This is a genomic window from Rhizobium sp. NFR07, assembly GCF_900111905.1.
In the GTDB taxonomy this organism is placed as follows: Bacteria; Pseudomonadota; Alphaproteobacteria; order Rhizobiales; family Rhizobiaceae; genus Neorhizobium.
The window spans coordinates 142,210-163,386 of record NZ_FOKM01000005.1 but is presented as its reverse complement, the minus strand read 5'-3'; the positions used below and the strand labels follow the sequence as shown (position 1 = coordinate 163,386).

The 21,177-nt window shown below is 62.9% G+C and carries 20 protein-coding genes; 15 read left to right on the top strand and 5 right to left on the bottom strand.

Annotated features, from left to right (window positions below; all coding sequences use genetic code 11):
• Positions 1-13 precede the first annotated feature (13 nt).
• The 4 genes from BM216_RS12735 to hemC form a co-directional block, all read right to left on the bottom strand.
• Complete coding sequence (locus BM216_RS12735) at positions 14-1,645, bottom strand: heme biosynthesis protein HemY (RefSeq protein WP_092999551.1); 1,632 nt, start codon at positions 1,643-1,645, stop codon at positions 14-16.
• 15 nt (positions 1,646-1,660) lie between these two features.
• Entirely contained in the window at positions 1,661-3,049 is a 1,389-nt protein-coding gene (locus tag BM216_RS12730) for a mitofilin family membrane protein (protein ID WP_092999550.1), read from the bottom strand.
• Between the two features lie 90 nt (positions 3,050-3,139).
• On the bottom strand, positions 3,140-3,850 hold the full coding sequence (locus BM216_RS12725) for a uroporphyrinogen-III synthase (protein WP_092999549.1): 711 nt from the start codon (positions 3,848-3,850) through the stop codon (positions 3,140-3,142).
• Between the two features lie 3 nt (positions 3,851-3,853).
• On the bottom strand, positions 3,854-4,783 hold the full coding sequence (gene hemC, locus BM216_RS12720) for a hydroxymethylbilane synthase (RefSeq protein ID WP_092999548.1): 930 nt from the start codon (positions 4,781-4,783) through the stop codon (positions 3,854-3,856).
• A gap of 82 nt (positions 4,784-4,865) precedes the next feature.
• On the opposite strand from hemC, the gene tsaD reads away from it, so the two are divergent.
• From tsaD to BM216_RS12695, 5 genes are read left to right on the top strand one after another with little or no spacing between them, the layout of a single operon-like run.
• A complete protein-coding gene (gene tsaD / locus BM216_RS12715) occupies positions 4,866-5,963 on the top strand; it encodes a tRNA (adenosine(37)-N6)-threonylcarbamoyltransferase complex transferase subunit TsaD (protein WP_092999547.1) in 1,098 nt (365 codons plus the stop codon).
• On the top strand, positions 5,960-6,943 hold the full coding sequence (locus BM216_RS12710; protein WP_092999546.1) for an NAD(P)H-dependent glycerol-3-phosphate dehydrogenase: 984 nt from the start codon (positions 5,960-5,962) through the stop codon (positions 6,941-6,943). Before tsaD ends, BM216_RS12710 begins: the two co-directional genes overlap by 4 nt.
• Positions 6,944-6,969: 26 nt before the next feature.
• A complete protein-coding gene (locus BM216_RS12705) occupies positions 6,970-7,260 on the top strand; it encodes a YciI-like protein (protein WP_092999545.1) in 291 nt (96 codons plus the stop codon).
• 9 nt (positions 7,261-7,269) lie between these two features.
• Positions 7,270-7,710 carry an EVE domain-containing protein gene (locus tag BM216_RS12700; protein ID WP_092999544.1) on the top strand — a complete coding sequence of 147 codons (441 nt, stop codon included), beginning with the start codon at positions 7,270-7,272 and terminating at the stop codon, positions 7,708-7,710.
• Positions 7,711-7,720: 10 nt separating this feature from the next.
• Entirely contained in the window at positions 7,721-8,365 is a 645-nt protein-coding gene (locus BM216_RS12695) for a class I SAM-dependent methyltransferase (protein WP_092999543.1), read from the top strand.
• Between the two features lie 125 nt (positions 8,366-8,490).
• On the opposite strand, the gene BM216_RS12690 is transcribed toward BM216_RS12695, so the two are convergent.
• Entirely contained in the window at positions 8,491-8,934 is a 444-nt protein-coding gene (locus BM216_RS12690; protein ID WP_092999542.1) for a hypothetical protein, read from the bottom strand.
• 281 nt (positions 8,935-9,215) lie between these two features.
• Here BM216_RS12690 and sdhC point away from each other — a divergent pair, with 281 nt between their 5' ends.
• The 10 genes from sdhC to BM216_RS12640 all read left to right on the top strand — a co-directional run bounded on the left by sdhC (position 9,216) and on the right by BM216_RS12640 (position 21,130).
• Positions 9,216-9,605, top strand: coding sequence for a succinate dehydrogenase, cytochrome b556 subunit (gene sdhC / locus BM216_RS12685; protein ID WP_092999541.1), 390 nt, complete (start codon positions 9,216-9,218; stop codon positions 9,603-9,605).
• Between the two features lie 14 nt (positions 9,606-9,619).
• The gene (gene sdhD, locus BM216_RS12680) at positions 9,620-10,000 is read left to right on the top strand and encodes a succinate dehydrogenase, hydrophobic membrane anchor protein (RefSeq protein ID WP_092999540.1); all 381 of its coding nucleotides are present in this window, start codon (positions 9,620-9,622) and stop codon (positions 9,998-10,000) included.
• Positions 10,001-10,006: 6 nt separating this feature from the next.
• A complete protein-coding gene (sdhA, locus tag BM216_RS12675) occupies positions 10,007-11,875 on the top strand; it encodes a succinate dehydrogenase flavoprotein subunit (protein ID WP_092999539.1) in 1,869 nt (622 codons plus the stop codon).
• Positions 11,876-11,894: 19 nt separating this feature from the next.
• Positions 11,895-12,674 carry a succinate dehydrogenase iron-sulfur subunit gene (locus tag BM216_RS12670; RefSeq protein WP_092999538.1) on the top strand — a complete coding sequence of 260 codons (780 nt, stop codon included), beginning with the start codon at positions 11,895-11,897 and terminating at the stop codon, positions 12,672-12,674.
• Between the two features lie 213 nt (positions 12,675-12,887).
• Positions 12,888-13,415, top strand: coding sequence for a protease inhibitor Inh/omp19 family protein (locus BM216_RS12665; protein WP_092999537.1), 528 nt, complete (start codon positions 12,888-12,890; stop codon positions 13,413-13,415).
• A 30-nt stretch (positions 13,416-13,445) separates the two neighbouring features.
• A complete protein-coding gene (zapE, locus tag BM216_RS12660) occupies positions 13,446-14,609 on the top strand; it encodes a cell division protein ZapE (protein ID WP_092999536.1) in 1,164 nt (387 codons plus the stop codon).
• A gap of 174 nt (positions 14,610-14,783) precedes the next feature.
• The gene (mdh, locus tag BM216_RS12655; protein WP_092999535.1) at positions 14,784-15,746 is read left to right on the top strand and encodes a malate dehydrogenase; all 963 of its coding nucleotides are present in this window, start codon (positions 14,784-14,786) and stop codon (positions 15,744-15,746) included.
• 56 nt (positions 15,747-15,802) lie between these two features.
• A complete protein-coding gene (gene sucC, locus BM216_RS12650) occupies positions 15,803-16,996 on the top strand; it encodes an ADP-forming succinate--CoA ligase subunit beta (protein WP_092999534.1) in 1,194 nt (397 codons plus the stop codon).
• 18 nt (positions 16,997-17,014) lie between these two features.
• Positions 17,015-17,920: a succinate--CoA ligase subunit alpha gene (gene sucD, locus BM216_RS12645; protein WP_092999533.1), complete on the top strand. Its 906-nt coding sequence runs from the start codon at positions 17,015-17,017 to the stop codon at positions 17,918-17,920.
• A 210-nt stretch (positions 17,921-18,130) separates the two neighbouring features.
• Positions 18,131-21,130, top strand: a complete 3,000-nt coding sequence (locus tag BM216_RS12640) for a 2-oxoglutarate dehydrogenase E1 component (protein WP_092999532.1) — start codon at positions 18,131-18,133, stop codon at positions 21,128-21,130.
• Positions 21,131-21,177: the final 47 nt, after the last annotated feature.

Sequence of the window (21,177 nt, the reverse complement as noted above, 5' to 3'; positions counted from 1 at the left end):
TTGCCCCTTTTTTCTAGAACAGCCGCAGCCTCGTCTTGGTCTGGTCGGCGTTCTGATCCTTCACGCCCGGATCATCTGGTGGACGTCCGAAAAATGGAACCGGTTCCTCGCCATTTTCTTGCGTTTTGGCAGGTGGCGGCGCGGTTTTCTCCGGTGATGTTGTCTTTGCTGCAACAGCGTCGGTATCAGGGTGCGTCGCGGCAGGTGGTGCGGTGACCTTCGCCGGCTTAGCTTCTTCGGCGCGCGGCTTCGTTTCGACCGGTGCAACGGGCGGGCGGGGGCTGCTTTCCGTCACGGCGGGCAGGTTGGCGATTGCCTCGTCGGCAGCCGCCTTGCCTTCCACGACAGGGCCTTCGAGCTGGCTGAACGGCACCTTCCATTCGAAGGCATCGAGCTTGCCGCTGATAGGCGAGATCGGCAGCCAGTTTTCCGAAACGAAGCCGTCAGCAACCCAGGAGGGATCGCGCGGCGCACGCAGCGCCTGCTGCATCCAGTGGCGGATACGACCCTGGTCGCCAGTCTCGGCTTCCTCGATATCGGCGAGAAGCAGATAGACGCGCTCGCTCGCTTCCATGCGGGCGGCAGCCTCTGCCCGGGCGCGGGCCTTGGCGAAATCCTGCGCGTCGAGCGCTGCCTGCGCTACAACCAGCAGAGATTCGAGATTGTTCGGACGTAGCGCCTCAAGCTTCTCGGCGCGCTTTAGGCGGTCGAGCGTGCTGTCGCCGCTGCGGGCGCGAACATAGGTGCGGGCGATATCTGGATGGGGGGCGAGCTTCCAGACACCTTCCAGCGCGGAGGCGGCCTTGCGGACATTGTCTTCCCGCAGATAGGCCTTGGCCGCAACGATGGCCGCCGGCACGAGATCCTTAGCCAGCTTCAGAGCGGATGTTGCGTCCTCGCGGGCGCCCTTGGGATCGCTTTCGAGGCGGTCGCCCGCCCGTGCGGTGAGCAGGACGGCCTTCAGTCGATCGGCTTCCGACTTGGCCACGATGTTGGCTGCGCGCTGCTGGCTGAGCGTCTGCAGGGCCTCGTCCCAACGGGCCGACTGGCTCTGGGATTCAAGCGTTGCCTGGGAGGCCCAGGGCAGGTAGGGCGCGTGTTCGACGGCGCGTTCGGCATATTGCCGGGCTGCCTCGTTGGCGCCGAGGCGACGGGCTTCCATATAGAGGCCGCGCAGGCCGAGTTCGCGCGTCTCGGGGTCGTCGGCCATGCTTTCGAACTTGGCGCGGGCATCGTCATACTTGCCTTCGATCAGCGCCGTCTGCGCGTCGAGCAGATGGATCAGCGGTTCCTGATCGGCGCTCAACAGGCCGCGGGTGCGGATGCTCATCTTGCGGGCGAGCAGCGAATTGCCGGCGCCGGCGGCGATCAGACCGGTCGACAGAGCCTGGTACCCACGGTCTCGCTTGCGGGCGCGAAAATAGCGGCGGACCGAATAGGGCGAGGTCCAGATCACGCCCACGATCCACCAGAGCAGCATCACGGCGCCGATGAGCGCGACCAGCACGGTGGCGGCGACCATGAGGCTGGTCTCGATCAGGTGGTCCTGCCAAGTGATCGACAGGAGGCCGGGACGATCCGCCAGCCAGGAGAAGCCCCAGCCGAGACCGAGGATGATAAGAAGGAAGATGAAAAGCCTGATCATTCCGTTATTCCGTCCTCACCCTTGCGTGCCGGCAATCGCGCGGGTCAGAGCCCCGCCGACGAGATTTTCCACCTGGATACGGGCATCGAGCTCCTGCTTGAACTCCTGAGAAGCGGCCTTTGCCGGATCGGGCAGCGCGTCCCATTCGCGGGCGGCGGCAGGCAGGTTACCCGAGCGCAGGCGGTCCTCGAAGCGCGCGACGATCGCATCCGGGGTGTCGCCTTCGACATCGCCGACGCGGCGGACCTTCACGACCGACATGGCGGATGACAGAAGCCGCGAGGCGATGCCCTCGTTGGGATCCGGCTGCGAAACCGCGTCGATCATGCTGTTGGCGACCGTGGAGGCCTGACGCTGCAGCTCGGTGCGGGACAGCACACCCTTCGTGGCGAAGGGCTGGAGCTCGGCAATCGCCTGGTCTCCGCCGGCAACCGTTTCATAGGTCCGCAACTCGGCTTCGAAGGAGCCGCCGCGGTCGATCGCGCCCTTGAGGGCGGCTGCAGCGACGGCGCGTGCGGCCTGCTGCTCGGGGCCGCGGTCGTTGATCTGGGCTTCTGCCTGCTGCAGCCGGCCGGCATTGGCTTCCGTCGTGGACTTGATGCCGGACAGCTCGCTTTCCAGCGCTGCGAGGCGCTGGGTCAATGCCTCGTCAGGTGCGCCCGTCGAAGCGCTGCTCTCCAGAGCCGCGACACGGGCCGTCAGATCGTCCGAAGAGCCCGTCGGTCGGCTGGAAAGCGCTGAAACTTCCTGGCGGAGCGCTGCAAGCTCGGCGGAAACATCGGCATCCGCCGACTGGCTCGGCGAGGAGCTGCTGCCGGGAATGAAGCCGGCATATTGCATGCTTCCGGCGAGCAGCAGTGCTACGATACCGCCGAAAATGCCGGCCGCAACCAGCGTCGAGGTCGCCGGTGCGGACCGCTGGGGTTGCTTCGGCTCGGGCCGGGGTTGCTTGGGCTCAGACTGGCTTTGCCGGGCCGAATACTCTCGGCTTGGCTCTTTTGGCTGAGACTTCGGCGGCAGGTCGCTCGCCGTTTCCGCAGCAGCTTTCTCCTCCGTGGCCGGTTTCGCTTCGGCTTCAGGCACGGTGCCAGCGGTGCCAGTCGTGCCGGTGGTGGTCGTGCCGGGGGGCGTTTCGGACGGCGGAGCTGCTGCAGGTTCGGGCTCGTCGAAGCGCGGGGTTTCGGCCTTGGGCATCTCGGCTCCGGCGCTCTTCTCCTTCACCGGTCCCGGGGACGGGGAAGCCGCGGTGGTCCCGGCCGCATCCTTCTCGGAAGCGGGAATGAGATCGTCGGTATCGTTGGCACGAACCGGCTCAGCGACCGCGGGCGTTTCCTCCGCTGTCAGGTCGATCGTGACCGGTTCCTTGTTGGCTTTGGACCGGCGCGGTGGTTTTTCGGGGACCATCTCGACCTCTTCGTTACCTGTGTTGCTTAAAACCTAGTTGGTGGCCCCCCGGAAGGAAAGGGGCGGATCGGCAATTTGGAAAATGGCTGGCTAAAGAAGCGTCAACAAGGCGTCTTCGCTCGGTGCTTCGGCCACGCGAACGTGCCGGTGATATTCGGCGGGCACCTTTGCTGCCGTTCTGTCACTCATGCAGAATATTTGCATGTCGGCCAGGGCGGCGGCGTAGGGCGCGGCGAGATCGAAAAAGCGCTGCGTGTTTTCCCGGGAATAGAGAAGAACGGCGCCGGGCCGGGAGGTCAGAAAGATGTCAACTAGATCCGCCGGCTGGTAGTCTACCGGGGCCATTTCGTAGACTTCGGCGATCCGCAGGGGCAGTCCCAGCGCTTCGAGCCGCTCCTCGAATGTCCGCGCCCTCGGCCGGCCGGCGAGATAGAGAATTCCGTCGCCGAGATCGACTGTCGAGCCGGCAATCAGATCGGCCAGGTCCTGCCCGTCACCCGCTCCGGCATGGACTTCGCCGAAGCCCGCGGAACGCGCAGCCGCCGCGGTCGCATCGCCGACGGCAAAAAGGGGTTTGCCGAGGTCGATGGCGGATCGGATTTCGGGCGCGGCGATCGCGCGCAATGCTTCCGCGCTGGTCACGGCCAGTGCCGCATGGGGCAAGAGCAACGCTTCCGCGGCTTTCCGCGGGTGATGCACCGCCTTGCTGAGCGGCAGCAGAACCGGTTCGTGTCCCATGGAGATCAGCCGCTCGGCAGTGCGAGCGGCGGAGAGTTTCGGGCGGGTGACGAGGACCCGCAAGGGTCAACTCCAGCTGTCGAAGAAATCGGTGCCGGCAGCGGCACGGACGGCCTCGCCGGCTCGGGCGCCGAGTGCCTCGGCATCTGCGCGCTTGCCTTCGGTCTCGATGGCATGCTCGCGTCGGCCATCCGGCGTCAGGATCAGGCCGGAGAATTTCAGCGCGTCACCGTCGCAGATCGCGAAACCGCCGATCGGGGTACGACAGGAACCGTCGAGGGCCGCCAGGAAGGCGCGCTCGCAGGTGACGGCATCATAGGTCGGGCGATCGTTGATAGGAGCGACAAGATTATCGATCCGGCTGTCGCCCATGCGGCTTTCGACGCAGATCGCGCCCTGGGCCGGCGCCGGCGGGAAGTCGACGGGATCAAGCAGTTCGGTGACGACTTTTTCCATGGCGAGGCGCTTCAGCCCGGCATAGGCAAGCAGCGTCGCGTCGACATGGCCTTCATTGAGCTTGCGCAGGCGGGTGCCGACGGAGCCGCGGAAGATCGTCACCTCGATATCCGGCCGCAGGCGGCGGATGAGCGCCTGGCGGCGCAGCGAGGCGGAGCCGACGATAGCGCCGTTTGGAAGTGCCATCAGGCTCGGCGCGGTGCGGCCGATGACGGCATCGCGAAAATCCTCGCGCGGCAGGTAGGCGGAAATGTAGAGCCCGTCCGGCAGTTTCGTCGGCATGTCCTTGGACGAATGCACGGCGATATCCAGTTCACCGGATTGCAGCTGTTCTTCCAGTTCCTGGGTGAACAGGCCCTTGCCGCCGATTTCGGAAAGCGCGCGGTCGGTGATGCGGTCGCCGGTCGTCGACAGGACGACGATCTCGAACATCTCTTCCGGCAGGCCATGGGCGGCCATCAGCCGGGCGCGGGTCTCGGCTGCCTGGGCGAGCGCAAGCGGGCTGCCCCTGGTGCCGATCCGGAAAGGTTTTGTTTGCATCCGTCTCAATCCGTTGTTACCGGAAGCTCTCGTAGACCGGATCATTCGGCATCGCAATAAAATCGCAGTGAACGAGAGGGCAATGGCGCCATTTCTCCGCATCCTCGGCATCGAAACAAGCTGCGACGAAACCGCTGCAGCCGTTGTCGCGCGGCATGAGGACGGTCGCGGCGAGGTGCTCTCCGACGTCGTTTTGTCGCAGCTCGACGAGCACAGCGCCTATGGCGGCGTGGTGCCGGAAATCGCGGCCCGCGCCCATGTGGAGGCGCTGGACGAACTTATCGAGGAAGCGCTCACGCGCGCCAATGTCAGTCTCGACGAGGTCGACGCGATCGCCGCCACCTCCGGCCCAGGCCTGATCGGCGGGCTTCTCGTCGGCCTGATGACGGCGAAGGCGATTGCCCGCGTCTCCGGCAAGCCGCTGATGGCGATCAACCATCTCGAAGGCCACGCACTGACGGCGCGGCTGACGGACGGGCTTTCCTTCCCCTATCTCATGCTGCTCGTCTCCGGCGGTCACACCCAGCTCATCCTTGTGCGCGGCGTCGGCGAATACGAGCGCTGGGGCACGACGATCGACGACGCGCTGGGCGAGGCCTTCGACAAGACGGCGAAACTGCTCGGCCTGCCTTATCCGGGTGGCCCCGCGGTGGAGAAGGCGGCGCAGTCTGGCGATCCCGACCGTTTTTCGTTGCCTCGGCCGCTGGTCGGCGAGGCGCGGCTGGATTTTTCCTTCTCCGGTCTCAAGACAGCCGTCCGGCAGGCAGCGACCGAGATCGCGCCGCTGACGGAGCAGGATATCGCTGATATCTGCGCCTCGTTTCAGAAGGCGGTGTCGCGGACGCTCAGGGATCGCATCGGGCGTGGGCTGGCGCGGTTCAGGCAGGAGTTTTCCGGGCTCGATACCGAGCCGGCGCTGGTCGTGGCCGGTGGTGTAGCCGCCAACCAGGAGTTGCGGCGCACACTGCAGGCACTTTGCCTCGAGTATGGCTTCCGCTTCATCGCGCCGCCGCTTCGTCTCTGCACCGACAATGCGGCGATGATCGCATGGGCTGGGCTGGAGCGACTCGCGGAAGATTTTCCGGCCGACGAGATGAGTGTGGCACCGCGCTCGCGCTGGCCGCTGGACAAGGACGCCAAGACATTGCTGGGATCCGGCAAGCGGGGAGCCAAGGCATGAGCAACGAACGGATTGCGGTTATTGGCTCCGGCGCATTCGGCACCGCGCTTGCCTGCGTCTTCGCGCTGGAAGCCCGGCATCCGGTGACGCTGGTCGGCCGCCGTCCGGACCTGATGAGCGACCTGCGTGACGACCGTGTCCATGACGCGGCGCTTCCGGGCGTTCCCTTGCCGGATAATCTCGCCTTTTCCGCCGAGCCGGACGCCGTGGCCGAGGCGACGATCGTCCTCTTCGCCATGCCCTCGCAGGCCCAGGTGGATGCTGCGCGTCACTATGGTCCCTATCTTTCGAAGGACGCGGCTGTCGTCGTCTGCGCCAAGGGGCTCGACCGGTCCGAGCGGCTTCTGACGGACGTTGTGTCGGCTGCGCTGCCGGGTGCCGGCATGGCGGTTCTCTCCGGTCCGGGGTTTGCCGCCGATATCGCTCGCGGCCTGCCGACGGCGATGGCGCTTGGTTCGCAGGATCTGGCGCTGGCCGAGAGGCTGGCTCATGTTATGTCTGGCCGCACCTTTCGGCTCTATGCCTCGTCCGACGTCGTCGGCGTCCAGCTTGGCGGGGCGTTGAAGAACGTGCTGGCGATCGCCTGCGGCATCGTCGAAGGCGCCGGGCTCGGCGATTCGGCCCGGGCCGCGCTGATTTCCCGCGGCCTGGCCGAGATGTCGCGTCTCGTCGAGGCGATGGGCGGCAATGCAGATACGGTACGTGGTCTGTCCGGCCTCGGCGATCTCGTGCTGACCGGTACGAGCCACCAGTCGCGCAATCTTCGCTTCGGCATCTCCGTTGGCCAGGGCGAGCCGGCCCAGACTGCCGGTGGGCCGCTCGTCGAGGGTGCCTATGCGGCCTCCGTCGCCGCCCGGCTCGGCCGCAAATTTTCCGTCGACCTGCCGATCACCGAAGCCGTCGCCGCGATCATCGATGGCCGCCTCGACGTGATGACGGCGATGGAGCAGTTGATGACCCGGCCGATCAAGGCCGAGTAAATTCTGAATTTTTGAGGAGAGACCCGATGCTGTTTGCCTTTCTCTGCACCGACAAGCCCGGCCACCTGCAGGTCCGCATGGACACCCGTCCGACGCATGTCGAGCATCTGAACAAGCTCAACGCCGAAGGCACGCTGAAATTTGCCGGCCCATTCCTGGATGACGAAGGCAAGCCGAACGGCAGTCTCGTGGTGGTCGAAGCCGCCGACATGGCAGCAGCCCGCGCGATCGCGGAGGCCGATCCCTATTACCTCGCCGGCCTGTTCGAAAAGGTTGAGGTAAAGCCGTGGAACTGGGTCTTCAACAAGCCGGAGTAAGAAGAGAAAATGGCGTACTGGCTTTACAAATCCGAGCCCAATGTCTGGTCCTGGGAGCAGCAGAAGGCGAAGGGTGCTCAGGGCGAGGAATGGACCGGTGTGCGCAACTACCAGGCGCGCAACAACATGCGGGCCATGAAGATCGGCGACAAGGGCTTTTTCTACCATTCCAACGAAGGGCTGGAGATCGTCGGGATCGTCGAGGTCTGCGCGCTGTCGCATCCGGATTCGTCGGCCAAGGGCGATCCGAAATGGGATTGCGTCGATATCCGCGCCGTCACCGACATGCCGAAGCCGATCACGCTGAAGGATATCAAGGCGAACCCGAAGTTCGAGAAGATGTCGCTCGTCACCTCGATGCGCTTGTCGGTGCAGCCGGTGACGGAAGAGGAATATTTCGAGATCTGCCGGCTTGGCGGGCTCGACAATCCGCCGAAATCTCCGGCCTGAGCCTGCCATCTTGAAGACCGATCCGGAGGCCTTCATCCTCGACAATACCGATCTCATGCGGCCGCCGCATGTGCCGGAAATCGAACTTCATCTGGCAACCGAGGCGCATGACCTCTGGCTGAAGACGGAGGAGGATCTGGAGGCGATCGGCCTGCCGCCGCCGTTCTGGGCCTTCGCCTGGGCCGGCGGGCAGGGGCTTGCGCGCTACATTCTAGACAATCCCGAAACGGTAGCTGGCCGGCGGGTGCTCGATTTCGCCAGCGGCTCAGGGCTGGTCGCGATCGCGGCGAAGCGTGCCGGAGCGTCTGATGTGCTGGCTGCGGATATCGATCCCTGGACGGCGACTGCCGTGGCGCTGAATGCGGCGCGTAACGGAGTCGAGATCCGGTTCACCGCCGAAAACCAGGTCGGCCGGGCGATCGCAGCCGATGTCGTGCTGGCGGGCGACGTGTTCTACGACCGCGATTTCGCTGCCGTGCTGGTGCCGTGGTTCGCGATGCTGGCGGGCGAGGGCAAGACGGTTCTGGTCGGCGATCCGGGGCGCAGCTATCTGCCGAAGGAGCGGCTCGAAGAGCTTGCGGTCTATCAGGTGCCGGTGACGCGGGCGCTTGAGGACAGCGAGGTGAAGAAGACGACGGTTTGGCGGTTCGGGTAAAGTTCCTTACTTGCGATGCGCCAACGGCCCATCTCGCGCCTTATGGGAGAGATTACAAAGTCATGATCCTGGCCGAAGGCTAAGTCATCGATTTTTTGGGTGACGGCGTTCTATCGCCGGTAGCCTCAGTTCCCGCCGCGGATGACGCAGACGCCCACTTCGAAGGTGCAGTCGTTGGTAGCGGCAAAGCTGTGGTCGGCCATTGCCTGGTTCACGTCAATGATCTTGGCCGTCGGTGCCGGGATCATTGTGCGATCCTGTTCGCCCCAGTAGCCGCCGTCGCTGTAGAAGACGACGCCGCCTGATACGAAGCCGATCGAGCCGCTCCCGCTGCCTCGCGATTTCGAAGCCGTCACTACCCGGCTTGCACCGCCGAGCGACCTGTCGGAAAGCATGTTGAGGCGGTTGTGGCCGTAGTGATGGCCATGGCCGTGACCGTGGTGAGACCCGTGATATCCGGGAGCGCCGTGGCCGTAGCCGGGCCAACGATCGCGGGCGGAGGCGCCTGTCGCCAGAAGGGCGAGCAAAGCGGTTGCAACGAGCGCAGGTTTGATACGATTCGCGATCATGGCGAACTCCGGAAATCATGGTTAACCGGAAGTTAACACGATCTGGCCGAAAACAAATGCGTGGCAACCAAATCTTTGGATTTCTTGGTTAACGTGCCGCGACGAAATGTCCGAGCGGTTGCCACTTGAAAGTCACAATCGATTAAATTCGGGCTCACTTGGAATTGTTCTTGTGGTCCGGGAAATCGAAGATTAAACCGGGCCGATGATGCAATGCACATTTTCTCGGCATAGTGCATTGCCGGGCGCCCGCCCGCTTTAGACGACGCCGCGAGGTAATGATGGCGAATGTAACGAATAACCGGCCCCTGTCGCCGCATCTGCAAATCTACAAGCCAATCCCCACCATGGTCATGTCGATCGTTCACCGCATTACCGGTGGCGCGCTGGCCGTCGGCACGATCCTTCTGGCCTGGTGGCTGGTGGCGGCCGCCTCGGGCAAGGAATATTTCGACTGGATCAGCTGGCTGTTCGGTACCTGGATCGGGCTTCTCGTCCTGTTCGGCTACACCTGGGCGCTCGTCCATCACATGCTGGGCGGCATGCGTCACTTCATGTGGGACATGGGCCACGGCTTCGACAAACACTTCACCACCAAGCTGGCTATTGCCCTGCCGATCGTTTCGATCTGTCTGACCGTGGTGATCTGGATCGTCGGTCTGGCGATCTGAGGGGGATTACAATCATGGATATGCGTACGCCGCTCGGCAAGGTTCGCGGCCTTGGCTCCGCCAAGGAAGGTACCGAGCATTTCTGGGTTCAGCGGATGTCGGCCGTGGCACTCGTGCCGCTGTTCATCTTCTTCATCATTTTCCTGATTCGCTATGCGGGCGCTCCCTATGAGGAAGTCGTCGGCGCGCTGTCGAACCCGATCGTTGCGGTCCTGTTCGGCCTGATGATCATTGCCGGGCTCATCCATATGCGCATCGGCATCCAGGAAATCATCGTCGACTACGTGCATCACGAAGGGCTGAAGTTCCTGTCGCTGATGTTGAGCACTTTCTTTGCAATGCTGATCGGTGGCCTCTGTCTTTTCGCCGTTCTGAAGATTGCGTTCGTAGGATAATCCATCATGGCATCCGTAACACCTATCGCCACCCCCGGCGCAAATGGGGCGTCTCAGAACGGCAAGGCATATACCTACGTCGACCACTCCTATGACGTGATCGTCGTGGGCGCCGGTGGCGCCGGCCTGCGCGCCACGCTCGGCATGGCCGAGCAGGGCTTCAAGACCGCCTGCATCACCAAGGTTTTCCCGACCCGCTCGCATACCGTCGCGGCGCAGGGCGGTATCGCCGCCTCGCTGCAGAACATGACGCCAGACAGCTGGCAGTGGCACCTCTATGACACCGTCAAGGGTTCCGACTGGCTCGGCGATGTCGACGCCATGCAGTACATGGTCATGGAAGCGCCGAAGGCCGTCTACGAACTCGAGCATTACGGCGTGCCGTTCTCGCGTAACGAGGAAGGCAAGATCTACCAGCGCCCATTCGGCGGCCACATGCAGAACTTTGGCGCCGGCCCGCCGGTACAGCGCACCTGCGCCGCTGCCGACCGTACCGGCCACGCCATCTTGCACACGCTCTATGGCCAGTCGCTGCGCAACAATGCCGAATTCTTCATCGAGTATTTCGCGCTCGACCTGATCATGTCGGATGACGGCAGCCGCTGTGAAGGCGTTGTCGCCTGGAACCTAGACGACGGCACGATCCATCGCTTCGCCGCCAAGATGGTTGTTCTGGCGACCGGCGGTTACGGCCGCGCCTATTTCTCGGCGACGTCGGCCCATACCTGCACCGGCGACGGCGGCGGCATGGTTGCCCGCGCCGGCCTGCCGCTGCAGGACATGGAATTCGTCCAGTTCCATCCGACCGGCATCTATGGTTCGGGCTGTCTCATCACCGAAGGCGCACGCGGCGAAGGCGGTTACCTCGTCAATTCCGAGGGCGAACGCTTCATGGAGCGTTATGCCCCTTCGGCGAAGGACCTTGCCTCGCGTGACGTCGTCTCGCGCTGCATGACGCTGGAAATCCGTGAGGGTCGCGGCGTCGGCAAGAACAAGGACCACATCTTCCTGCATCTCGACCATCTCGATCCGGCCGTGCTGCACGAACGCCTTCCGGGCATTTCGGAATCGGCGAAGATTTTCGCCGGCGTCGATGTCACCCGCGAGCCGATCCCGGTTCTGCCGACCGTGCACTACAACATGGGCGGCATTCCGACCAACTACTGGGGCGAAGTGCTCAACGCCGACAGCAGCAACCCGGAGCGCATCCTGCCCGGCCTGATGGCCGTTGGCGAAGCCGGTTGCGCCTCGGTTCACGGCGCCAACCGCCTCGGCTCCAACTCGCTGATCGACCTCGTGGTCTTCGGCCGCGCCGCCGCCATCCGTGCCGGCCAGGTGATCGACCGCGAAAGCCCGATCCCGGCACTCAACGTCGCCGCCTGCGACAAGATCATGGATCGCTTCGACAGCCTGCGCTACGCCAAGGGCGGCACGCCGACGGCCGTGCTGCGCGACAAGATGCAGCGCGCCATGCAGGATGACGCCGCCGTGTTCCGCACCCAGGAATCGCTGGAATCCGGTTGCCGGCGCCTTTCGGCGATCTGGGGCGAGATGAAGGACGTCAAGGTCACCGATCATTCGATGATCTGGAATTCCGACCTCGTCGAGACGCTGGAACTGCACAACCTGATGGCAAACGCGATCACCACGGTCTACGGCGCGGAAGCCCGCAAGGAAAGCCGCGGCTCCCACGCCCGCGAGGACTATACGGAAGGCGCATTCGCCGGCCGCGACGACGTGAACTGGCGCAAGCACACGCTTGCCTGGGTCAGTGACGCCGGCGACGTAAAGCTCGACTACCGCCCGGTCCACACGGACCTGATCGCCGAGGGTATCGATCCTTACAAGATCGAGCCCAAGGCTCGCGTGTATTGATCGGAGAGGGATAGGACAAATGGTTGAACTCGCTCTTCCCAAGAACTCGCAGATGACCGAAGGCAAGGTCTGGCCGAAGCCGGACGGTGCCAAGAACCTGCGCGAATACCGCATCTATCGCTGGAACCCGGATGACGGGCAGAACCCCCGGATCGACACGTTCTATGTCGATCTCGACGATTGCGGCCCGATGGTGCTCGACGGTCTGCTCTACATCAAGAACAAGATCGACCCGACGCTGACGCTGCGCCGTTCCTGTCGCGAAGGCATTTGCGGTTCCTGCGCGATGAATATCGACGGCACGAACACGCTCGCCTGCACCAAGGGCATGGACGACATCGGCGGAACGGTGAAGGTCTATCCGCTGCCGCATATGCCGGTGGTGAAGGATCTCGTGCCCGACCTCACCAACTTCTACGCCCAGCATCGCTCGATCGAGCCCTGGCTGAAGACGGTGTCTCCGGCGCCGGCGAAGGAATGGAAGCAGAGCCATGAGGATCGCCTCAAGCTCGATGGCCTCTACGAGTGCATTCTCTGCGCCTGCTGCTCGACCTCCTGTCCGAGCTACTGGTGGAATGGCGACCGCTATCTCGGTCCAGCCGTCCTGCTGCAGGCCTATCGCTGGCTGATCGATAGCCGCGACGAAGCCAAGGGTGAGCGCCTCGACAATCTCGAGGATCCGTTCCGCCTCTATCGCTGCCACACGATCATGAACTGCGCCCAGGCCTGCCCGAAGGGCCTGAACCCGGCCAAGGCGATCGCCGAGATCAAGAAGATGATGGTCGAGCGCCGCGTCTGACGCTCTCTTTCTTCGAGGCCGCAACCTTAGAGTTGCGGCCTTTTTCATTATAGAAGCCGCGCGCGGCGCACGCCTTTTTGATCAAGACAAGGGTCGCGATTGTGCCCGAAAGTCTGGCTACCCTTGATTAACCAAGTGCGTTTACGATATTCCCGGCCAAACTGTCGTGCCCGCACCGGGTGCAGTATGAAGTAATCCGGACAGGAGTTTTTGATGCAGTTCAAATATGTGGCAACAGGTCTCGTTCTGACCCTCGCACTGGCCGGCTGCCAGCGCACATCCTACAGCCCGTATAACGACCTGCCTTCGCAGCCTGCTCCGCTTCAGGCGCAGCCCGTGCAGGGTGTGCAGGGCAGCCAGCTGCCGCCTCCGGGCGGTGCGTCGCAGTATCCGGCCGCTCCGCAGCAGGGCCAGAACATGGCCATGGCCGATCCGAACGCCGCCGCACCGGCAAGCGCGCTCGACGTGACCAAGCAGCAGATGGTCGGCAACTGGCGCGTTTCCAACGGCGGCGCTTCCTGCGACATGTTCTTGACGCTTACCAATCTCGGCAGCGGTTCGCGCGGCGGTACCCGCGGCTGCTCCGGCGAGCTGACGACGATGGGTTCGTGGGAAGTCTCCGGCAAGATGGTGCAGTTCAAGAACCGCAACGGCGATGTCATCGGCCGCGTCTACAAGAGTGCCGACAACCGCTTCGACGGCACGACCAATTCCGGCCAGCCGCTCAACCTCAGCCGCTAATCCCCGATCCTTCATGAAGGGGCGTCCCTCGTGGAACCCATCCCCGAATATACGTCGAGTGTCGGCGAGGAGCTGAAAGCCCTTGCCGCATCCGGTGTTCTGACGCCCGATGCGGCGCAGATGGCGGTCGCGGCCAAGCTCGATCATATCCTGACCTGCCTCAAGGAAACAAAACCGGCGAAGAAATCGAGCGCGCTCGGCTGGCTGTTCGCCAAGGGCTCCGGCAAGCCGCGCAAGATCCGCGGGCTCTACGTCCATGGCAGCGTCGGCCGCGGCAAGACCATGCTGATGGACATGTTCTTCAAGAAGGCGCGGATCGAAAAGAAGCGCCGGGCGCATTTTCACGAGTTCATGGCGGATGTGCATAACCGCATCCACGAGCAGCGCCAGAAGCTGAAGCGCGGCGAGACAAAGCAGACCGATCCGGTGCCGCCAGTCGCCGCTGCCCTGTTCGCCGAGGCCGAGCTGCTCTGCTTCGACGAATTTTCCGTCACCGACATCACCGATGCGATGATCCTGGCGCGGTTGTTCACCGAGCTCTTCAATCTCGGCTGCGTACTGATTGCGACCTCCAACGTGGCGCCGGAAAACCTCTATAGGGACGGGCTCAATCGCGGGCTCTTCACGCCCTTCATCGGACTGCTCAACGAGCATGTCGATGTGGTGACGCTGGATAGTCCGACTGATTACCGGATGCAGAAGAACGCCAATCTTCCTGTCTACCTGACGCCGCTCGACGGGCGTGCGGATGCGGCGATCGAATCCGCCTGGCACCAGATGACCGATGGCAAGCGGGCGGAGCCGCTGGACCTGCCGATGAAGGGCCGCAGCATTCATGTGCCGCAGGCGGCGGGACGGGTTGCCCGCTTCTCGTTTGCGGATCTATGCGAAAAACCGCTCGGCGCGTCCGACTATCTTGCGATTGCGGCACGGTTCGATGCCGTCTTCGTCGAGCATATCCCGCAGCTCGGTCCGGAAAAGCGTAATGAAACGAAGCGCTTCATCAATTTCGTCGATGCGCTCTACGATCAAACCGTCCGGCTTTTCGTTTCCGCCGCCGCGGCGCCGGATGCGCTTTTGACGGAAAAGCGCGGCACCGAAGGCTTCGAATTCGACCGCACCGCTTCCCGTCTTTTCGAGATGCGTAGCGCCGAATATCTTGCACTGCACAATGAGAAGCGGCAGTCCGTCTGACACATTTATGACGGATTATCTTACGTTTACGTAAGAATTGCATGATCTAAACGATTGAATTTATTGGTCTCAAAATAATAATTTGCCATTTTTTTCAGATGGCGTTATCGGTGCTGCCGCAAGGAGAGCCTGCGATGTCTTGCCGCAGGTCAGGATTTGAGAGGAAGCATTTCCATGTCGCGTAAGAAGATCGCACTTATTGGTTCTGGCATGATCGGTGGCACGCTGGCGCATCTTGCCAGCCTGAAGGAACTGGGCGACGTCGTCCTGTTCGACATTGCCGACGGCATTCCCCAGGGTAAGGGCCTCGACATCGCACAGTCCGGCCCCGTCGAAGGCTTCAATGCGAAGCTCTCCGGCGCCAGCGACTACGCGGCGATCGAAGGCGCAGATGTCTGCATCGTCACCGCCGGTGTTGCCCGCAAGCCGGGCATGAGCCGCGACGACCTGATCGGCATCAACCTCAAGGTCATGGAACAGGTCGGCGCGGGCATCAAGAAATACGCCCCGAACGCCTTCGTCATCTGCATCACCAACCCGCTCGACGCGATGGTCTGGGCCCTGCAGAAGTTCTCCGGCCTGCCGAAGAACAAGGTCGTCGGCATGGCCGGCGTTCTCGACTCCGCCCGTTTCCGCCTCTTCCTTGCCGAAGAATTCAACGTTTCCGTCCAGGACGTCACCGCGTTCGTTCTTGGCGGTCATGGCGACACGATGGTGCCGCTCGCCCGTTACTCGACGGTTGCCGGCGTTCCGCTCACCGATCTCGTCAAGATGGGCTGGACCACCCAGGAAAAGCTCGACCAGATCATCCAGCGCACCCGTGACGGCGGCGCCGAGATCGTCGGCCTCTTGAAGACCGGTTCTGCCTATTACGCCCCGGCCGCTTCCGCGATCGAGATGGCCGAATCCTACCTCAAGGACAAGAAGCGCGTCCTGCCGGTCGCCGCTCACCTGTCCGGCCAGTACGGCGTCAAGGACATGTATGTCGGCGTTCCGGTCGTTCTCGGTGCCGGTGGCGTCGAGCGCATCGTGGAAGTCGAATTCAACAAGGACGAAGAGGCAGCCTTCCAGAAGTCGGTCGGCGCCGTTGCCGGGCTTTGCGAAGCCTGCATCAGCCTCGTGCCTTCGCTGAAGTAATTTTCAGGCGCCGGAGCAATCCGGCGCTCACGCCATTCCAATAGGGATCAAGCCCCATGAATATCCATGAATATCAGGCCAAGGCTCTGCTGAAGGGCTATGGCGCACCGGTCGCCGAAGGCGTCGCGATCCTCAAGGTCGAGGAAGCCGAAGCCGCTGCAAAGCAGCTTCCGGGCCCGCTCTACGTCGTCAAGAGCCAGATCCATGCCGGCGGTCGCGGCAAGGGCAAGTTCAAGGAACTCGGCCCCGATGCCAAGGGCGGCGTTCGCCTGGCGAAGTCGATCGAGGAAGTCGTGGCTCATGCCAAGGACATGCTCGGCAACACGCTGGTAACGGCCCAGACCGGCGAAGCCGGCAAGCAGGTCAACCGCCTCTACATCGAAGACGGCGCCGATATCGACCGCGAACTTTATTGCTCGCTGCTGGTCGACCGTTCGGTCGGTCAGGTTGCCTTCGTCGTTTCGACCGAAGGCGGCATGGACATCGAGGCTGTCGCCCATGACACGCCGGAAAAGATCCACACGATCGCCATCGACCCGGAAACGGGCGTAACGGCTGACGACGTTGCCAAGATCTCCAAGGCACTGGAACTGTCCGGCGCTGCCGCAGAAGATGCCAAGTCGCTGTTCCCGGCGCTCTACAAGGCGTTCGGCGAAAAGGACATGGCTCTCCTCGAGGTCAACCCGCTGATCGTCATGAAGGACGGCCATCTGCGCGTCCTCGACGCCAAGATGTCCTTCGACGGCAATGCGCTGTTCCGTCACGACGACGTCAAGGCTCTGCGCGACGAGACCGAGGAAGACTCCAAGGAAATCGAAGCTTCCAAGTGGGACCTCGCCTATGTTGCCCTCGACGGCAATATCGGCTGCATGGTCAATGGTGCCGGTCTCGCCATGGCGACGATGGACATCATCAAGCTGTACGGCAAGGAGCCGGCAAACTTCTGCGACGTTGGCGGTGGAGCCGGCAAGGAGAAGGTTGCTGCTGCCTTCAAGATCATCACCGCCGACCCGAAGGTCGAGGGCATTCTCGTCAACATCTTCGGCGGCATCATGCGCTGCGACGTCATCGCCGAAGGCGTTGTCGCTGCCGTGCAGGAAGTCGGTCTGAAGGTTCCGCTCGTGGTTCGCCTCGAAGGCACCAATGTCGAGCTCGGCAAAAAGATCCTCAACGAGTCCGGCCTGGCGATCACCGCCGCCGACGATCTCGACGACGCTGCGAAGAAGATCGTCGCGGCGATCAAGGCCTAATCCGGAAGGACCGAAAGAATGTCTATTCTCGTCAATAAAGACACCAAGGTTCTGGTTCAGGGCCTGACCGGCAAGACCGGCACGTTCCATACCGAACAGGCGCTCGCTTACTACGGCACCAAGATGGTCGGCGGTATCCACCCGAAGAAGGGTGGCGAATCCTGGTCGTCGGGCGTCGACGGCACTTCGCTGCCGATTTTCGCTTCGGTTGCCGAAGCCAAGGAAAAGACCGGTGCGGACGCATCCGTGATCTACGTTCCGCCGGCAGGCGCCGCGGACGCGATCATCGAGGCGATCGAAGCCGAGATCCCGCTCATCACCTGCATCACCGAGGGTATCCCGGTCATGGATATGGTGCGCGTCAAGGCCAAGCTCGACAAGTCCAAGTCGCGCCTGCTCGGCCCGAACTGCCCGGGCGTTCTGACGCCGGAAGAATGCAAGATCGGCATCATGCCGGGCTCGATCTTCCGCAAGGGTTCGGTCGGTATCGTGTCGCGCTCCGGCACGCTGACCTATGAAGCCGTGTTCCAGACGTCCAACGAAGGCCTCGGCCAGACGACGGCTGTCGGCATCGGCGGCGACCCGGTCAAGGGCACCGAGTTCATCGACATGCTGGAAATGTTCCTCGCGGACGACGCCACCCAGTCGATCATCATGATCGGCGAAATCGGCGGCTCGGCTGAAGAAGACGCAGCCCAGTTCCTGATCGACGAAGCCAAGAAGGGCCGCAAGAAGCCGATGGCAGGCTTCATCGCCGGCCGTACGGCTCCCAAGGGCCGCACCATGGGCCATGCCGGCGCTGTCGTTTCCGGCGGCAAGGGCGACGCGGAATCGAAGATCGCGGCGATGGAAGCGGCAGGCATCAAGGTGTCGCCTTCCCCGGCCCGTCTCGGCAAGACGCTGGTTGAAGTCCTCAAGGGCTGAGACCACATAAAGGTCCGTCGCCGCCGATAGATAGGTGGCGATGGACACACAGGTCCAAGCCCGCGAGCGGAGGAATTCGCAGGCGGGCCAGCTGCCTTCGGGCAGTGCCGCTTCGGCGGTCGAAATAAGACGACACCAGGAGAATGCGGAACCGGCCAGCTGAAAGGTTCCGACCACGTGAGGAGGCGGGCGCGGCGCCCGCAATAGGCCATGTCTCGGCAAGAAGCCAACGAGCAGTTTCTGATCACTTCGTTCCTGGACGGTGCGAACGCCGTCTATATCGAACAACTCTACGCCAGCTATGAAGCGGATCCGAACTCCGTGTCGGAGGAATGGCAGTCCTTCTTCAAGGCGCTGGCCGACAATCCCGACGATGTGAAGAAGGCTGCGCAGGGCGCCTCCTGGAAGCGGACGAACTGGCCGATCCCGGCCGGTGGCGATCTGGTTTCCGCGCTGGACGGCAACTGGCCGATCGTCGAGAAGGCAATCGAGACGAAGGTGAAGGCGAAGGCCGAAGCGGCTGCAGCCGCCAAGGGCGCGCCGGTCAACGAAGGCGATGTGCATCAGGCGACCCGTGATTCGGTGCGCGCCATCATGATGATCCGCGCCTACCGCATGCGCGGCCACCTGCATGCCAAGCTCGACCCGCTCGGCATCGCCGTCGCCGTGGAAGATTATAACGAGCTTTCGCCGAAGTCCTACGGCTTCGAGGAAGCGGATTACGACCGCAAGATCTTTATCGACAACGTGCTCGGTCTCGAATACGCGACCGTCCGCGAGATGATCGACATTCTCGAGCGCACCTATTGCTCGACGATCGGCGTCGAATTCATGCATATGTCCAGCCCGGAGGAAAAGGGCTGGATCCAGGAACGCATCGAAGGCCCGGACAAGGGCATCGAGTTCACGCCGGAAGGCAAGAAGGCGATCCTGTCCAAGCTGATCGAGGGCGAAGGCTACGAACAGTTCCTCGACGTCAAGTTCAAGGGCACCAAGCGCTTCGGTCTCGACGGCGGCGAGGCTCTGATCCCGGCGCTCGAACAGATCATCAAGCGCGGCGGCCAGCTGGGCCTCGAAGAAGTCATCGTCGGCATGGCCCACCGTGGCCGCCTGAACGTTCTGACCAACGTGATGCACAAGCCGCATCGCGCCGTGTTCCACGAGTTCAAGGGCGGCTCCTACAAGCCTGACGAAGTCGAAGGCTCGGGCGACGTGAAGTACCACCTCGGTGCGTCTTCCGACCGTGAATTCGACGGCAACAAGGTTCACCTGTCGCTGACGGCTAACCCATCGCACCTCGAGATCGTCAACCCGGTCGTCATGGGCAAGGCCCGCGCCAAGCAGGACATGCTGACCAAGGCCTGGGACAAGGACAACATCATCCCGCTGTCGGAACGCGCCAAGGTTCTGCCGCTGCTTCTGCACGGCGATGCGGCCTTTGCCGGCCAGGGCGTCGTTGCCGAAATCCTCGGCCTGTCGGGCCTGCGCGGTCACCGCGTTGCCGGCACGATGCATGTCATCATCAACAACCAGATCGGCTTCACCACCAATCCAGGTTTTTCGCGCTCGTCTCCGTACCCGTCCGACGTCGCGAAAATGATCGAAGCGCCGATCTTCCACGTCAATGGCGACGATCCGGAAGCGGTCACCTACGCCGCCAAGATCGCCACCGAATACCGGATGAAGTTCCACAAGCCGGTCGTAATCGACATGTTCTGCTACCGTCGCTTCGGTCATAACGAAGGCGACGAGCCGTCCTTCACCCAGCCGAAGATGTACAAGGTCATCCGCGCCCACAAGGCCGTGGCCGAGCTCTATGCCGAGCGTCTGATCGGCGAAGGCGTGCTGACCGAAGCCGAATTCGACAAGATGAAGGCCGACTGGCGCGCCCATCTGGAGACCGAATTCGAAGCCGGCCAGAGCTACAAGCCGAACAAGGCCGACTGGCTGGACGGCCAGTGGTCGGGCCTGCGCTCGGCCGACAATGCCGACGAGCAGCGCCGCGGCAAGACCGCGATGCCGATGAAAAACCTCAAGGAAATCGGCCGCAAGCTGTCGACCATTCCGGAAGGCTTCAACGTTCACCGCACGATCAAGCGTTTCATGGAAAACCGTGCGCAGATGATCGAGACCGGCGAAGGCATTGACTGGGCGATGGCGGAAGCGCTCGCTTTTGGTTCGCTCGCCGTCGAAGGCACCAAGATCCGCCTCTCGGGTCAGGACTGCGAGCGCGGCACGTTCTCGCAGCGTCACTCGGTCCTCTACGACCAGGAAAGCGAAGAGCGTTATATTCCGCTCGCCAACCTGCAGGCCGGCCAGGGCAAGTATGAAGTCATCAACTCCATGCTGTCGGAAGAAGCCGTTCTCGGGTTCGAATATGGTTATTCGCTGGCCCGTCCGAATGCGCTGACGCTCTGGGAAGCCCAGTTCGGCGACTTCGCCAACGGTGCGCAGGTCGTGTTCGACCAGTTCATCTCGTCCGGCGAACGCAAGTGGCTGCGCATGTCGGGTCTCGTCTGCCTCCTGCCGCACGGCTATGAAGGCCAGGGTCCGGAACACTCCTCGGCCCGCCTAGAACGCTGGCTGCAGATGTGCGCCGAAGACAACATGCAGGTCGCAAACTGCACGACGCCGTCCAACTACTTCCACATCCTGCGCCGCCAGGTGAAGCGCGACTTCCGCAAGCCGCTGATCCTGATGACGCCGAAGTCCCTGCTGCGCCACAAGCGCGCGACATCGACGCTGGCGGAGATGGCGGGCGAAAGCTCGTTCCACCGCCTGCTGTGGGACGATGCGGAAGTCATCAAGGACGGCCCGATCAAGCTGCAGAAGGACGCCAAGATCCGTCGCGTCGTGATCTGCACCGGCAAGGTCTATTACGACCTTCTGGAAGAGCGCGAAAAGCGCGGCATTGACGATGTCTACCTGCTGCGCATCGAACAGCTCTATCCGTTCCCGGCCAAGGCTCTGATCAACGAGCTGTCGCGCTTCAAGAACGCCGAAATGGTCTGGTGCCAGGAAGAGCCGAAGAACATGGGTGCATGGTCGTTCATCGACCCGTACCTGGAATGGGTTCTGGCGCATATCGATGCCAAGTATCAGCGCGTCCGCTACACGGGCCGCCCGGCTGCCGCTTCTCCGGCAACCGGCCTGATGTCGAAGCATCTGGCACAGCTCGAAGCCTTCCTCGAAGACGCACTCGGCGGCTGACTTTTCAGCCGTCTCCCCTAATTTGCCCAGAACACAATCTGAGAAAC

Excerpts from the sequence above, each read along its gene's own strand:
- sdhA (WP_092999539.1), top strand. The coding sequence starts at position 10,007 with ATGGCATCCGTAACACCTATCGCCACCCCCGGCGCAAATGGGGCGTCT.
- BM216_RS12705 (WP_092999545.1), top strand. The coding sequence starts at position 6,970 with ATGCTGTTTGCCTTTCTCTGCACCGACAAGCCCGGCCACCTGCAGGTC.
- sucC (WP_092999534.1), top strand. The coding sequence starts at position 15,803 with ATGAATATCCATGAATATCAGGCCAAGGCTCTGCTGAAGGGCTATGGC.
- BM216_RS12640 (WP_092999532.1), top strand. The coding sequence starts at position 18,131 with ATGTCTCGGCAAGAAGCCAACGAGCAGTTTCTGATCACTTCGTTCCTG.
- BM216_RS12690 (WP_092999542.1), bottom strand. The coding sequence starts at position 8,934 with ATGATCGCGAATCGTATCAAACCTGCGCTCGTTGCAACCGCTTTGCTC.
- sdhC (WP_092999541.1), top strand. The coding sequence starts at position 9,216 with ATGGCGAATGTAACGAATAACCGGCCCCTGTCGCCGCATCTGCAAATC.
- sdhD (WP_092999540.1), top strand. The coding sequence starts at position 9,620 with ATGGATATGCGTACGCCGCTCGGCAAGGTTCGCGGCCTTGGCTCCGCC.
- sucD (WP_092999533.1), top strand. The coding sequence starts at position 17,015 with ATGTCTATTCTCGTCAATAAAGACACCAAGGTTCTGGTTCAGGGCCTG.
- BM216_RS12670 (WP_092999538.1), top strand. The coding sequence starts at position 11,895 with ATGGTTGAACTCGCTCTTCCCAAGAACTCGCAGATGACCGAAGGCAAG.
- BM216_RS12710 (WP_092999546.1), top strand. The coding sequence starts at position 5,960 with ATGAGCAACGAACGGATTGCGGTTATTGGCTCCGGCGCATTCGGCACC.
- BM216_RS12700 (WP_092999544.1), top strand. The coding sequence starts at position 7,270 with ATGGCGTACTGGCTTTACAAATCCGAGCCCAATGTCTGGTCCTGGGAG.
- hemC (WP_092999548.1), bottom strand. The coding sequence starts at position 4,783 with ATGCAAACAAAACCTTTCCGGATCGGCACCAGGGGCAGCCCGCTTGCG.
- mdh (WP_092999535.1), top strand. The coding sequence starts at position 14,784 with ATGTCGCGTAAGAAGATCGCACTTATTGGTTCTGGCATGATCGGTGGC.
- BM216_RS12735 (WP_092999551.1), bottom strand. The coding sequence starts at position 1,645 with ATGATCAGGCTTTTCATCTTCCTTCTTATCATCCTCGGTCTCGGCTGG.
- tsaD (WP_092999547.1), top strand. The coding sequence starts at position 4,866 with ATGGCGCCATTTCTCCGCATCCTCGGCATCGAAACAAGCTGCGACGAA.
- BM216_RS12665 (WP_092999537.1), top strand. The coding sequence starts at position 12,888 with ATGCAGTTCAAATATGTGGCAACAGGTCTCGTTCTGACCCTCGCACTG.
- BM216_RS12730 (WP_092999550.1), bottom strand. The coding sequence starts at position 3,049 with ATGGTCCCCGAAAAACCACCGCGCCGGTCCAAAGCCAACAAGGAACCG.